The organism is Janthinobacterium fluminis, from assembly GCF_028595325.1.
GTDB lineage: Bacteria > Pseudomonadota > Gammaproteobacteria > Burkholderiales > Burkholderiaceae_D > Janthinobacterium > Janthinobacterium fluminis.
On record NZ_JAQQXR010000002.1, the window covers coordinates 228395 to 243031 of the forward strand.

Below are 14637 nucleotides of genomic sequence, written 5' to 3' on the forward strand. Positions count from 1 at the left end.
CGTTCCAGTAATTGGGATTTCCTTCGACATAGGGCGCGGCCGATACTGCCGAACGAAATCCTATCGGTACCGCGCTGAAGACCGCCCAGATAAACTGTAGTTTATGCTCCTGGACCAAGGTTTCCTGCGTCGGCTCAAGCTGGCGTCGCCGGTCAAGATGTTGCAGCAAACCTGCTTCGATAGCCGGGCCGACCTGGAGGCGACTTTGCTCAACTACCTGAAGCTTTACAGCCACCACATTCCCCAACGCGCCATCGGCGCCAAAACGCCCATTCAGGCGCTCAAAGAATGGCAGGATCGAAAGCCGGAATTATTCGCTAAACGCGTCTATGATCAAACGGGACTGGACATCTAAAAGGTCTTAGCCAATTCGACTTTGAAACTGTTCCAGTAAACGAAGGTACCATTTACCAAAAGGGTCGCCCCACCGATGCGGGTCATTTAGTTAGTGGGCATCTTCGATATATCCAAACGGTATAAGGCTGGCAGTTGCCGGCCAATAGCAGCCGGTCGGCGATGTGACAATTTGTGCATTTTTTCTATAGTGCCTCCCGTTACAATATTTCAGCCATGCCTCTTAAAATGGCATCATGTATGGACCACAAGAAAAATCATAACTAGGAAAACCATGGGAACCTACACCGACAAAATTCCTCAAAATAAAAGCCCATCAACGGTACATGGGGCTACGCAAAAGCACGGTGGTGGCGGATCAATTTCTCAGTTCGTGGATGAGCGCCCCGCAGCGCTTGCGCAACGAAAACTACAAGAGTTAGCAAACAGCAATTCACGTGTCGCGTCGTTGAGAGCCTACCAGCACATGGCAAATGATCATGCTGTACGGCAAAGGCAAGCTATCCAGGGCAAGCAAGGATTGGTACAGCGTCGACCTTGGGAAGACGCTCAAAACCACGGAGAGAAAGCATGGGAAGATGTCAAAAGATCATGGCTATATTTCCCCGGACAGAAAACAATCAACAAGCTAGCGGAGAAAAATAGTGTAATCGAATCACTTTCGGACAGTAGAGTGCTTGAAATCGAAAATGAGATAAAAATTGACGCGGAAATCAAGAAGCAACCACTGAAGGGCGCCGTAGAGAAAGGCCAGGGTTATAGAGGGATGATGGAAGCGTCGGTATTGGCACTTTGGGCCAATATACCTGACACGGACAGGGCCAAGTGGGATGAAAATTTCATAAATGATTATTTTCCATATCTGGTGCTCGATGAGCCATCATCAGAATTCGATATCGCATTATATCAAATGCTCAGGAATGAGTGTACTGTCGAATCGGTGTGGAACAAGCATAATATTAAAATTCAAGAATTGTTGCCAAATATCGTATCCGTTGACAATCTCGATGAATGGAAAGAGGGGCAGCCAATTCCTTTGCCAGGAGCTGAGTATGGGGAAAAGGAATTTAAAGTGGGATGGAAGGGGAGCGCGGTTGTCAATGCAGTCAGACGTGGCGATAACGAAAGTGGGCTTAAAGGAAAACAGAAATTCGGAGAATATACCGGCCATTATGATCTTGGTGCTGGCTGGTTAAAAGCGGAAGGCAGTTATCGTGAAGGCGACAGCTTGCAGCAAAACGAGATTATCTACCAGATATGGCGAGCCGCTCATAATAATGAGAATCTGGACATGAACGATGCGTCGCAGAGGATGCCATTGCGCCGCATCATAAGAAACCATGTGGTTAACAAGGAGTCCAGACCAATTCTGGAAAATCTGGTTGATGGGCAATATGCTTTTGATTCTCCCGAATATGACATATTGGCTTCAACGCCCAATGTGAGAGCCACCTTGTTTCTAGTGAAGGACCGCGGAAAAGAGTTGGGGATCACTGGGATATCAAAGGTGGAATTTAAGAGTCCCGACGTTATTATATATTTCACTTAACTCGGCTATTTCAGCCACCTATCAGCTAACGCGGTCTGGTTTGGATCAAAATCCAAACCACACATGTAGAGGAAACCCTGTAGTGCGGGAAAAATGGGCACAGTCTTCCCCCATGTAAGCATGCGACCGAACTCCTCTTGCTGAGAGGTCAGTTTTTCACCTAGTTCATCGAACTCGTCGTCTTCCAGGCCCTCCTAGTGTTGCTTTTAATTAACTAAAAGCACTTGGCGGACCCAAAACCTGGCGGTGCTTTAGAGCTGCCCGTCGCTCAGAGTGCTGATGCGCTTAGCGGCCAGAGAGGCCCGGCTCAGGTCCAGGCGTTCGCGTGCTTGAGCAAACTCGGCGTCGATTCGGGCGAGTTCGGCATGAGACCGGGCTTTGGCCTCGCGACGGTCTGATGTTCCGAGGCTCCGGGTGATGTGGGTTTTATTAGGGTATGCTAACCGCAGGGCGGCCGGGATGCGTCGGCGCACGTACTTGATGTCGTTTTCGCCGCGTTCATAAAGATATGGTCCGATTGCTTTCATGTCCGTCACTCCTGGGTGTGTTACAGACCGTATAGCAAGTAAAACGCCGCATAATGCAAAAAAAACGCCAGTTTTCCTTAGAAAACAAGCGTTTATTTTGAAGTACTAATTCTGTGGGGTGGCTGATGGGGCTCGAACCCACGACAACAGGAATCACAATCCTGGACTCTACCAACTGAGCTACAGCCACCACTGATCTAACGTTTGTCTCGGTGTTTCCTAGACAGGTGCCGAATTATACAAACTTCTCCGCGATCGTGCAAATCTAAATGCAGCATCTTTTAAAGTTTTTGCGGATCGTCCGGCATCGGCACCTCGTCGACCGGCGGATGCAGGTCCAGCAGGCTGGAAAACTGCGCCGACAGGGCCGCCGCGCTGGTGTTGGTATAGCCCTGCAATTGCGGCGCGCCGCCCGGCGCGCGCAGCAGGTCCGCCGCGCCCAGCAGCCGCGCCAGTTGCCGCGCCACGGCGTCGCCGGTGTCGATCAGCGTGACGGGGCCGCGCGCGCGCGCGGCCAGCAGGCGCTCGATGGCGGCCTGCACGAAGGGGTAGTGGGTGCAGCCGAGCACCAGGGTGTCGATGTCCTGCGCCAGCAGCGGCCCGATATAGCGTTCCAGCATGGCGACGGTGGCGGGCGTGTCGAGCTCGCACCGCTCGACCTGGTCGGCCAGGCCGGGGCAGCCCTGCAGCAGGAATTCGGCGTGGCTGGCGGCGCTGATCTGTTCGCGCAGCAGCAGGAATTTTTCGCCGGCCAGCGTGGCGACGGTGGCGATGACGCCGACCTTGCCGTTGCGCGTGAGCGCGGCGGCCGGCTTCAGGCCCGGCTCGACGCCGACGATGGGCAGCTCGGGGTAGCGGGCGCGCAGCGCCTTGATGGCGGCGACGGTGGCGGTGTTGCAGGCGACCACCAGGGCCTTGGCGCCGCGCTCGAGCAGGAAGGCGGCAATCGCCAGCGCGCGCCCGGTCAGCATGGCTTCGGACTTGCCGCCGTAGGGGGCGAAGCCCGTGTCGGCGAAATACATCAGGTGCTCTTGCGGCAGTTGCGCGCGGATGTGGCGCAGTACCGACAAGCCGCCCGCGCCGGAGTCGAACACGCCGATGGGCGCGTCCGCGGCGGAGGGGTAGGGGGGGCGTGGAATCATGTGTGTCTTCGCAAAAGGCCGCGCCCGCCATGGGGCGGGCGCGGCCGGGTAACGGAGGCCGCCTCAGGCGACGGCGACCGGGATCTTGCCGAGGCTGTTCAGCGTCTCGATCTTCGCCTGCCATTCCTTCGGACCGGTGTTGTGCACCGACGTGCCGGTCGAGTCGACGGCCACCGTCACCGGCATGTCGACGACGTCGAACTCGTAGATCGCTTCCATGCCGAGGTCGTGGAAGCCGACCACCTTGGCCGTCTTGATCGCCTTCGACACCAGGTAGGCGGCGCCGCCGACGGCCATCAGGTAGGCCGACTGGTGCTGCTTGATCGACTCGATGGCGGCCGGGCCGCGCTCGGCCTTGCCGATCATGGCGATCAGGCCGGTTTTTTCCAGCATCATGTCGGTGAAGCCGTCCATGCGCGTGGCCGTCGTCGGGCCGGCCGGGCCGACGGCTTCGTCGCGCACCGGATCGACCGGGCCGACGTAGTAGATGGCGCGGTTGGCGAAGTCCACCGGCAGGCTTTCGCCCTTGGCCAGCATGTCCTGGATGCGCTTGTGCGCGGCGTCGCGGCCGGTCAGCATCTTGCCGTTCAGCAGCAGGGTCTGGCCCGGCTTCCACGCCGCCACTTCTGCCTTGCTCAGGGTGTCGAGGTTGACGCGCTGCGATTTTTCCGTGTCGGCGGTCCAGTGCACGTCAGGCCACGACGACAGCGCCGGCGGCTCGATGTAGCTGGCGCCGGAGCCGTCGAGGACGAAGTGGGCGTGGCGCGTGGCGGCGCAGTTCGGGATCATCGCCACCGGCTTGGAGGCGGCGTGGGTCGGGTGCATCATGATTTTGACGTCGAGCACGGTGGTCAGGCCGCCCAGGCCCTGGGCGCCTATGCCCAGCGCGTTGATCTTGTCGCACAACTCGATGCGCAGCTCCTCGGTCTTGTTTTGCGGGCCGCGCTTTTTCAGGTCGAACATGTCGATGTCGTCCATCAGCACTTCCTTGGCCATCAGCATGGCCTTTTCGGCGGTGCCGCCGATGCCGATGCCCAGCATGCCGGGCGGGCACCAGCCGGCGCCCATCAGCGGCACCGTCTTCATGACCCAGTCCACCAGCGAGTCGGAGGGGTTGAGCATGACGAATTTCGACTTGTTCTCCGAGCCGCCGCCCTTGGCCGCGACCTTGACGTCGACGGTGTTGCCGGCGACCAGCTCCATGTGCACCACGGCCGGCGTGTTGTCCTTGGTGTTCTTGCGCTCGAAGTGCGGGTCGGCGACGATCGAGGCGCGCAGCTTGTTGTCCTCGAAATTGTAGGCGCGCCGCACGCCCTCGTTGACGGCGTCGGTGACGGTGCCGCTGAAACCCTCGAAGCGCACGCCCATGCCGATCTTCAGGAAGACGTTGACGATGCCGGTGTCCTGGCAGATCGGACGCTTGCCCTCGGCGCACATGCGCGAGTTCGTCAGGATCTGCGCGATCGCATCCTTGGCGGCCGGGCTCTGCTCGGACGCGTAGGCGCGCGCCAGGTGCTCAATGTAATCGGCCGGATGGTAATAGCTGATGTACTGCAGCGCGGCGGCGACGGATTCGATCAGGTCTTCTTGCTTTATGATGGTCATGGTGTTCTCGCAGTGGGAAGTCGGGTATTAATGAGGCTTGGTTTCGTTTTGGGTGCCAACCATGATGCGGTCGGTGTAGGCGATGGCCAGCGCCGACAGCAGGAAGACCACGTGGATGACGGTTTGCGCGATCAGCGTCTGGCCGTCGTAGGCCTTGGCGTTGATGAAGGTTTTCAGCAGGTGGATCGAGGAGATGCCGATGATGGCCATCGCCAGCTTGGTCTTGAGCACGGAGGCGTTAACGTGCGACAGCCACTCCGGCTGGTCCGGGTGCTCGTCGAGGTACATGCGCGAGACGAAGGTTTCGTAGCCGCCGATGATGACCATGATCAGCAGGTTGGAGATCATGACGACGTCGATCAGGCCCAGCACGACGAGCATGATGGTCGATTCGTTGAGCTTGGTCGGGGCGACGCCGCCCGGCACGGCGACGGCCTGGAAGATGTGCTGCAGCGCCGCCTCGTTGCCCATCACGGCGCCGATCAAGTCCTTCAGCTCGACCCAGAAATGGTAGACGTAGACGCATTGCGCAAGAATCAGGCCCAGATACAGGGGCAATTGCAACCAGCGCGTCATGAAAATGAAGGCTGGCAGCGGTCGTAGTTTGGCCGGTTGCCTCGTCTGTTGCGGGACTGTCATCGTGGTGTTCTCCTGTGATGCTGCAAGTTAATATGCCCGACATTTTACACGGGCTGCAAGCCCATGCGTATGCGTCTGTCAACGGAAAGGCGCCGCGGCCCGGGCTTTTCCGGGGCGGCGCGGCGCCTTCCATGCGCCCGCCCAAAACGGAATTTCCGGAAGTTGGTAAAATTACCTAAAGATACATATTTCAAGGAATGTCATCTTGGCCCCGGCGACCCCCGCAGCTGTGGGAAAACACACACAAAAGAACGATGTAAGGCGTCCGTAAGTGACAACGCCTAATGTTCTTAGCAAACTATTATTCACTGGAGACAAGCATGGCCGCGACAGAAAACCAAGGGCAGGGCACGGAGCAGCAGGGACCACAGGAATCGCGCGTGTTCGCGCCGCCGGCGGCCTTCGCCGCGCAGGCGGCGGTATCGGGCATGGCCGCCTACCACGCGCTGTGCGCCGAAGCCGAGCGGGACTACGAAGGTTTTTGGGCCAGGCTGGCGCGGGAAAACCTCAGCTGGCACAAACCGTTCAGCAAAACCCTGAACGAAGACCGGGCGCCGTTCTACCGCTGGTTCGAGGACGGCCAGTTGAACGTGTCCTACAACTGCCTGGACCGCAACCTGGAAAACGGCAACGCCGACAAGACCGCCATCATCTTCGAGGCGGACGACGGCCAGACGAGCAAGGTCAGCTATAAAGAGCTGCACGAAAAAGTCTGCAAATTCGCCAACGGCCTGAAGTCGCTGGGCATAGGCAAGGGCGACCGCGTCATCATCTACATGTCGATGTCGGTCGAGGGCGTGGCGGCGATGCAGGCTTGCGCGCGCATCGGCGCGACCCACTCCGTGGTCTTCGGCGGCTTCTCCGCCAAGTCGCTGCAGGAGCGCATCATCGACGCCGGCGCGGTGGCCGTCATCACGGGCGACCAGCAACTGCGCGGCGGCAAGCAACTGCCGCTGAAAGCCATCGTCGACGAGGCGCTGGCGCTGGGCGGCTGCGGCACGGTCAAGAACGTCATCGTCTACCGGCGCACCGGCGGCGAACTGGCGATGGCGGCCGGGCGCGACGTCTGGCTGCACGAACTGGTGGCGGCGCAGCCGGCCGTGTGCGAGCCGGAATGGGTGGACGCCGAGCATCCGCTGTTCATCCTCTACACGTCCGGCTCGACGGGCACGCCGAAGGGCGTGCAACACGCCAGCGGCGGCTACCTGCTGTGGGCGGCGCTGACGATGAAGTGGAGCTTCGACATCAAGCCGGCCGACGTATTCTGGTGCACCGCCGACATCGGCTGGGTCACGGGCCACAGCTACATCGCCTACGGCCCGATGGCCGTCGGCGCCACCCAGGTGGTGTTCGAGGGCATCCCCACCTTCCCGAACGCCGGCCGCTTCTGGGAAACCATCAAAAAGCACGACGTCAGCATCTTCTACACGGCGCCGACGGCGATCCGCTCGCTGATCAAGGCGGCCGACGTCGATCCGAAAGTACATCCCGACAACTACGACCTGGGCAGCCTGCGCCTGTTGGGCACGGTTGGCGAGCCGATCAATCCAGAAGCGTGGATGTGGTACTACAAGAACATCGGCCGCGAGCGCTGCCCCATCGTCGACACCTTCTGGCAGACGGAGACGGGCGGCCACATGATCACGCCGCTGCCGGGCGCCACGCCGATGGTGCCGGGCTCCTGCACGCTGCCGCTGCCGGGCATCATGGCCGCCATCGTCGACGAGGCCGGCCACGACGTGCCGAACGGGCAGGGCGGCATCCTCGTCGTCAAGCGGCCGTGGCCGTCGATGATACGCACGATCTGGGGCAACCCGGAGCGCTTCAAGAACAGCTACTTCCCGGACGAGCTGGGCGGCAAGATGTACCTGGCCGGCGACGGCGCGATCCGCAACAAGGACACGGGCTACTTCACGATCACGGGGCGCATCGACGACGTGCTGAACGTCTCGGGCCACCGCATGGGCACGATGGAAATCGAATCGGCGCTGGTGGCCAACCCGCTGGTGGCCGAAGCGGCCGTCGTCGGCAAGCCGGACGACACGACGGGCGAGTCGATCTGCGCCTTCGTCGTGCTCAAGCAGGCGCGGCCGACCGGCGAAGACGCCAAGCGGCTGGCGCTGGAGCTGCGCAACTGGGTCGCCAAGGAAATCGGCCCGATCGCCAAGCCGAAGGAAATCCGCTTCGGCGACAACCTGCCGAAGACGCGCTCGGGAAAAATCATGCGCCGCCTGCTGCGCGTGCTGGCCAAGGGCGAGACGATCACCCAGGACATCTCGACGCTGGAAAATCCGGCCATCCTGGAGCAGCTCAAAGAGACGTCCTGAGGCGGCGGAGGGGGATGGGCGGCGGCCGCGGCGCGTGGTGTTTTTGCCATGTCGCGGCGGCGCTGAAAAAACCTTGGCGGAAAACTTGGTGCTTCGCGCAATCCTTGCTATAATTCGCGGCTTCGTGAGAACGAAGATGTAATGCAGGAGAGGTGGATGAGTGGTTGAAGTCGCACGCCTGGAAAGCGTGTATAGGTTCATAGCCTATCGGGGGTTCGAATCCCCCTCTCTCCGCCAAGGATACAACGCAAAAAGCCACCCTCGGGTGGCTTTTTGCGTTGTATCTCTTGGCGGAGAGAAGCAAGCCCCCTGCGGGGCTTGCGCGGGGGATTCGAAGGGCTGGGCCTGCAGGCCCGGCCCTCTCCGAATCGCCCAACTGCTGCCGCTACGCGGCAGCTTCGCGCGCCGAGGGCGCGCGCTTCTTCATACACTTTAGGTTCCATCCGAGCGAGCTAAGCCGTACCGAAAGTACCCAACAAAGCGTGGAAAGGGCACAAATATAAAGGCTGCTTTCAAGCGGCCTTTTTCATTTCCGGCCTTGCCTACCCCCGACAAGGTTGCCCCGTCAGAAATACCGCGAATCATCGTGCCACGATTGCGCTATCGACCAGGCTTTCGCCGCGGTTAAAGTCCACGTTTGACCAATTCAGCGCTATCGCCCCTGATGTGCGCAGCCCTGCGTAAAACTGGAACTACACAGAATTGGCGACTGGCGACTGGCGATTGGCAGCTGGTACTTCTTGGCCAGCACTGCCAGTCCGAACACGCCCCGGATAATTGACCGCCGGTTGTTCCGGCTCTCGTTGCCTTCCTACGTCCCCTGTCGCAATGCCTTTTTAAGATCCGAATGCGCAAAGCTCTTGATCTGCTTGCTAATGCCATCAATCCCGACAAAATTAGTAGGGAATTACTCAGACTTGCTCAGTTTCAAAAAACATTCCAATGTTACATTTCCATTAAGAAACTTTAATTCGTTTTCAACTATGGATGTTGCTAAAAATTTATGTTGGTGTGCAGCGAAACGCTGTTTTCTGACAGTACTTATTTGGCATTTTAAATATTTTTTACCGCCTGCTTTTAGAGAGAGTGGTTTGCTGGAGTGTTCATGAGAGCATCAATTAATAACTGCATTTCTTGGCTAGCGAACAGATTGGCGTGTGCGGGACTACTGCTCGCTGCCTTGCTGCTTGCGAGTACCGCGCAGGCGGCAAGCCCAGCGATTGCCAGCCTGTCTTCGGATGTGTCGATACCGAGCCTTGTGGTCGGCAAGCAAATGAGATTGGCGGCCAGCGCGCCGGAGGTGGTCTTGATGCCAGAGTCGCTAAGCATCGGCAAGATATACACACCCTACAACGCCACCATCACTGCCACTGGCGGCACCGCACCATATACCTTCATGCTCTTGGGCAGCTTGCCGTGGGGAATGAACTTCAATAGTGCCACTGGCGTGATTAGCGGCACTCCAGACTCCAGCGGGACGTTCAATCTGTCTTTCTTCGCCACCGATGCCAATGGCGTGGTCGGTGCGCGCGCCTATAGCTTGGTGATCGGCGCCGGAGCTCCGGTCGCAAATTTTAGTGGCGTGACGGTCGCAGTCAATAGTACCGGCAATCCGGTGGCGCTCAACATCACGGGTGGTATCCCCACCAGCGTCGCCGTTGCGCACCCCCCTGACTATGGCACAGCGACGGCTAGCGGCACCAGTATCACGTATACCCCGACGGCAGGTTATTCCGGGGCGGATAGCTTTACGTACACCGCAACGAATGCCGACGGTACTTCCGGTGCTGGTTTGGTCAGGATCACTGTTAGTGCGCCGGCGCCGGTGCTGGTTCTGGCGCCTGCGTCGCTGGGCAATTTCACGATAGGCATGCCCTACAATACGACAATCACTGCCACAGGCGGCACGGCGCCCTATACCTTTACCCGCACTGGAACCTTGCCGGCGGGCGTTACGTTCAATACTGCCACTGGCGAGCTTCGTGGCACGCCCACCGTAACCGGCCCGTTCAACACGACCATCTCTACCACTGATGCCATGGGCGTGCGTGGTTCGCGCACCTATAGCATCGTGGTCGGTGCCCAGGTGCCAGTCGCCAATGCAGTGAGCGCGACGGTCGCTGCCAATAGCGGCGCCAATCCTATTTCGCTCAACCTGTCTGGCAGCATCGCCACCAGCGTGGCCGTCGCCGGCGCCGCCAGCCATGGCACTGCCACGGCCAGCGGCACCAGCATCACGTACACCCCAACGGCTGGCTACTCCGGACCGGACAGCTTCAGCTACACTGCGACGAATGACAACGGCACGTCCAGCGCAGCGACGGTGACGATCGTAGTCAGCGCGCCCACCTTGACCTTGACGCCAGCCAGCCTGGCCGGCATCCGTATCGCTGCCGCCTATAGCCAGCAGTTCACGGCTGCAGGCGGCGTTGCGCCCTACGCGTATTCCGTCAGCAGTGGCGCCTTGCCTACGGGGCTGGTGCTCGATGCGGCTACCGGCATTGTCAGCGGCACGCCGAGCGCAGTCGGCAGCTTTGCCTTCACCCTGCAGGCGAAGGATGCCAATCAGTTCAGCGTGCAGCAAGCCTTGACCCTGCAGGTAAACCAGGCGCCGCCGCCGGTGGTCAATGAAACGGCGACCACCTCGGCCAACAAGGAAGTGAGCCTGACGATCGCTTCCAGCAATGGCAGCCCGATCACGGACGTCACCATCGTCACGCCGCCACAGCATGGCCGCGTCACGGTGGTCTCGACGGGGGCCTCGGCACGCATGGCGCGCGCCGTGGGCGCCAGCTTCAAGGTGACGTATGTACCAAATGCCGACTACTTTGGCCCGGACAGCTTCAGCTACACGGTGACGGGCGCGGGCGGCACGTCCGCGCCGGCTATCGTCAGCCTGACAGTCGTGCCGCAACCCGTGCCGGCACCCGTGGGGAAGACGGCCACCGTACTGGCCGGTGGCCCGGTGACCCTGCACGTGACGGAAGGGGCCACAGGCGGCCCGTTCACGTCGGTGGCCATCACCACGCAGCCGGCCAGCGGTACGGCGGTGGTCAGCGGCATGGACATCATCTACACGCCTGGCGCGGACACCAGTGGCGACATCAGCATCAGCTACACGCTGTCGAACGTGTTCGGTACCTCGGCGCCCATCAAATCGACGGTTAGCGTCAATCCGGTGCCGCAGGTGCTCAGCCAGAGCGCCACGGTGGCAGCCGGCCTGACGGTCAATGTCGACTTGACGGCGGGCGCCACGGGCGGTCCGTTCAAGGCGGCCAATGTGTTGAGCGTTGCGCCGGAAAACGCGGGCAAGGCGGTGGTGCGCGATGTCGGCACGGCCGGCAAGCCGGTGTACCAGCTGAGCTTTACGGCGTCCGGCAAGTTTGCCGGCGCGGCCGTCATCAACTACACCCTGAGCAACGCCGTTGCCACCTCGAAGCCGGGCATCGTCAATGTGACCGTGACGGCGCGGCGCGACCCGTCGACCGATCCGGACGTGGTCGGCCTGCAGGCGGCGCAAGCGGATGCGGCGCGGCGTTTCGCCAGCGCGCATCTGTCGAACTTCACGCAGCGCCTGGAAAGCCTGCATGGCGATGGCTGGGGCCGTTCCAACTTTGGCCTCAACCTGACTCCGCCGAACGAGAGCGGCAATCCGGCGGCGGCGCTGGCGCGCCGGCAGGAGCAGGAAGCGGACCGCGTGTTCGGCACGGCGGCGGTAAAACCGTACATGCGCAAGACATCCCTGCACCAGCCTGATGCCGGTTTCAGCGGCGACAAACAGGCGGCCGGTGCGGACGTCAGCCAGGCCACGAATGGCTTGCCGGACATGCCGCAGAAGCCGGACACGCAGAAGCAGGCCCTGTCGCTGTGGCTCGGCGGTGCGGTGGAATTTGGCCAGCATTATGCGAATGGCCGCGAGATGGGCTTCCGCTTCCGCACCAACGGCGTCAGCGTGGGCGGCGACTACCGCGTCAGCGACCTGGCGACGCTGGGTGTGGGTGCCGGTTTCAGCCATGACCGCAGCGACGTGGGGCTGAACGGCAGCCGCAGCACGGCCGACAGCGCCGTGGCGGCCGTGTATGGCAGCCTGCGTCCGAGCAAGGGCGTCTTCCTCGACGGCGTGCTCGGTTACGGCACCTTGCAATACGACGCTTCGCGCTACCTGGGCGACGGCAGTGGCTTTGCCACGGGTCAGCGCGACGGCAAGCAGGTGTTCGGCGCGCTGGTGGGCGGCATCGAGATGCGCCAGGAAACGTGGATGTGGTCGCCTTATGGCCGCGTGGAACTGATGTCGGCCAAGCTCGATCCGTACACGGAGACGGTGATGGGCGTCAATGCCCTGAGCTACTTCAAGCAAACCGTGCGTTCGCGCATCGGCGCGCTGGGCGTGCGGGCCGAGGGCGTGTACGTGGGTGGCCCGGGCACTTGGTTCCCCCGTGCGCGTCTCGAGTACCGGCATCAGTTCCAGGGCGCCGATGATGCGCGCCTGGCGTATGCGGACATGGCGGCGGACGGCCCCGTGTACGTGATCCGCACGATGCCGCAACAGACGGGCAACTGGACGGCGGGCCTGGGCGTGAAGCTGCTGCTGTCGAATGGCATGGCGTTGACGCTGGACTACAACCGCAACCTGAATGTCGATAGCGGGCGTAGCCAGTCGGTCATGTTTGGCGTGGAGATGCCGTTGAAGTAGTCGAAGGGAGGGGGAACTGTTGAGTTCCTTGCCGAGGTTCCGAAGCTGCGATGGAACTCTGCTTGGCTACAATCGTGCCATATTTTGTGCAAACCTAAAATTTTTTGGTTTTGCAAATAGGTATATAGTTCCTGATCTCCCCAGTCTCTTTCAGAGATTTTTTTTTGGTATTGCTGGCGTCAGGATGGGCATATGAACCTCTATTCATTGGCGCCATGCCCCAACGGCAACAGACAGTTAGAAATGTATTGAAGATCATTTATGCTTCCATTTTTTGTTGAGAGTAATATTCCTTCCGTTCGATTGTTCGAGCTAAGCGACGGTCGTTTTCAGCTTTTGGAAGTGGCGGAAATAGCGCCGTTTTTACCGGGGTATGGCTACTTGCTTGTAGAGCGCCGACTTGCGGAATTTCTTGTGGAGCATGACGTTGAACGCATTGTCTGTGAGGATGCCGTATTATTCGACAGGACATCCGGCAAGGAGTTCCGGACTCATGTCCAAGTCCGGGTAAGGCAGTATTTCAAGTCGGAGCAAATCAATGACCTCGACATTGCAGGACTGCGCCTCCTGACAATGAACGACGAATATTATTTCATAAGTCCTGAGTTGAAGAATCTCTTGGAACAGGCACCGTTTGAGTACCTTAGTTTTAGAGAAGGGTTGAGCGGATTTGCTGGTACGGACACATGAGGCCCTCCATGGCCGCTTTCTCGAAAGTCTCCATAAAAGGATCGCGATGAGGAAAAATGAACCGCTCGAATTGGGGTACGGCTAGTTGTCCAGTCCCGTTTGATCATAGACGCTTTTAACGAATAATTCTGGCTTTCGATCCTGCCATTCTTCGAGCGCCTGAATGGGCGTTTTGGTGTCGATGGCGCGTTGGGGAATGTGGTGGTTGTAAAGCTTCAGGTAGTTGAGCAAAGCCGCCTCCAGGTCGGCCCGGCTATCGAAGCGGGTTTGCTGCAGCAGTTCGCTGATGCGGCCGTTGAAGCGCTCCACCATGCCGTTCGTTTTGGGGGCGAGGCGGCGCCAAACGATGCTCGATTTCCATGCCGGCGCACACCTTGTCGAAGACATGCTGGCCGCTTGGCTTCTTGTCCTTCATGGCGAAGCGGTCGGTGAATTGCGAGCCGTTGTCGGTCAGAATCTTGGTGATCTTGACCGGCGACGCCAGCTTGAGCCGGCGCAGGAAATCGACGCTGCTGCGGTCGCTCATGTCGCCGTAAATGTGCAGAAACACCCAGCGCGTGGCGCGGTCGATGGCCACGAACAGGTAGCGGTGCGAGGTCTCGTCGGGCATCTGCGGCAGGTATTTGATGTCGATGTGAACGAAGCCCGGCTCGTAGTCCTTGAAGGTCTTCTTGGCCGAGATCGTTTCGCCCTCGGCCTTGGGAATGACGTCTTCCAGGCGCGCCATGCCTTCGCGCTTGAGTAGGCGGGCGATGCCGGAGCGGGACACCTCGGCATTGATGTATTGCCGGGTAATGTAGAGCAGGTCGTCGAGCGGCAAATAGAGCGTCTGGCGCAGCGACAGCACGATGGCCTCCGGCGTTGCGCTCAAGGTCGTGTGCAGGGTGTGGGCGCGGTGCGAGCGGTCTTGCACATCGTCGCGCTTGAGCCACTTGGCGGCGGTGGCGCGGGTGATGTTGAAGACCTTGGCCGCTTGGCGGTCCGACAAGCCGGAGTCCTTGATTTCCTGCCGAATCTTCGGGGTAGTGCGGGCCTGCGGATGGATGCGTGTGCTCATGCGCTCAAACGTTTCGGTGACGTACTGCGATGGGTAAGGGACCGCGGCGGCAAG

Annotated in this window: 8 protein-coding genes, 2 tRNA genes and 2 pseudogenes; 6 read left to right on the top strand and 6 right to left on the bottom strand. The window is 60.0% G+C overall.

Annotation, left to right across the window (positions count from 1 at the left end):
• Nucleotides 1–157: 157 nt before the first annotated feature.
• Together OIK44_RS06795 and OIK44_RS06800 are read left to right on the top strand one after the other, a co-directional pair.
• Nucleotides 158–355: pseudogene (locus OIK44_RS06795) on the top strand (IS481 family transposase); the annotation flags it as partial.
• A 273-nt stretch (nt 356–628) separates the two neighbouring features.
• Nucleotides 629–1903 carry a hypothetical protein gene (locus tag OIK44_RS06800; protein WP_273669975.1) on the top strand — a complete coding sequence of 425 codons (1275 nt, stop codon included), beginning with the start codon at nt 629–631 and terminating at the stop codon, nt 1901–1903.
• Nucleotides 1904–2154: 251 nt separating this feature from the next.
• Here OIK44_RS06800 and OIK44_RS06805 read toward each other — a convergent pair whose 3' ends face one another.
• From OIK44_RS06805 to OIK44_RS06825, 5 genes are all read right to left on the bottom strand, one after another.
• Complete coding sequence (locus OIK44_RS06805) at nt 2155–2430, bottom strand: DUF6538 domain-containing protein (RefSeq protein ID WP_273669976.1); 276 nt, start codon at nt 2428–2430, stop codon at nt 2155–2157.
• A gap of 114 nt (nt 2431–2544) precedes the next feature.
• A tRNA-His gene (locus tag OIK44_RS06810) sits at nt 2545–2620 on the bottom strand.
• A gap of 91 nt (nt 2621–2711) precedes the next feature.
• Nucleotides 2712–3572, bottom strand: coding sequence for a glutamate racemase (gene murI / locus OIK44_RS06815; RefSeq protein WP_273669977.1), 861 nt, complete (start codon nt 3570–3572; stop codon nt 2712–2714).
• 63 nt (nt 3573–3635) lie between these two features.
• On the bottom strand, nt 3636–5177 hold the full coding sequence (locus tag OIK44_RS06820) for a fumarate hydratase (protein WP_273669978.1): 1542 nt from the start codon (nt 5175–5177) through the stop codon (nt 3636–3638).
• Between the two features lie 27 nt (nt 5178–5204).
• Nucleotides 5205–5816: a TIGR00645 family protein gene (locus OIK44_RS06825; protein ID WP_273669979.1), complete on the bottom strand. Its 612-nt coding sequence runs from the start codon at nt 5814–5816 to the stop codon at nt 5205–5207.
• Nucleotides 5817–6136: 320 nt separating this feature from the next.
• Here OIK44_RS06825 and acs point away from each other — a divergent pair, with 320 nt between their 5' ends.
• From acs to OIK44_RS06845, 4 genes are all read left to right on the top strand, one after another.
• Nucleotides 6137–8143 carry an acetate--CoA ligase gene (gene acs / locus OIK44_RS06830; RefSeq protein ID WP_273669980.1) on the top strand — a complete coding sequence of 669 codons (2007 nt, stop codon included), beginning with the start codon at nt 6137–6139 and terminating at the stop codon, nt 8141–8143.
• A 146-nt stretch (nt 8144–8289) separates the two neighbouring features.
• Nucleotides 8290–8380, top strand: a tRNA-Ser gene (locus tag OIK44_RS06835).
• Nucleotides 8381–9452: 1072 nt separating this feature from the next.
• On the top strand, nt 9453–12836 hold the full coding sequence (locus OIK44_RS06840; protein WP_420213829.1) for an autotransporter domain-containing protein: 3384 nt from the start codon (nt 9453–9455) through the stop codon (nt 12834–12836).
• A gap of 261 nt (nt 12837–13097) precedes the next feature.
• The gene (locus OIK44_RS06845; protein ID WP_273669981.1) at nt 13098–13526 is read left to right on the top strand and encodes a hypothetical protein; all 429 of its coding nucleotides are present in this window, start codon (nt 13098–13100) and stop codon (nt 13524–13526) included.
• Between the two features lie 81 nt (nt 13527–13607).
• Here OIK44_RS06845 and OIK44_RS06850 read toward each other — a convergent pair.
• A pseudogene (locus OIK44_RS06850) lies at nt 13608–14583 on the bottom strand (IS481 family transposase).
• Nucleotides 14584–14637 lie beyond the last annotated feature (54 nt).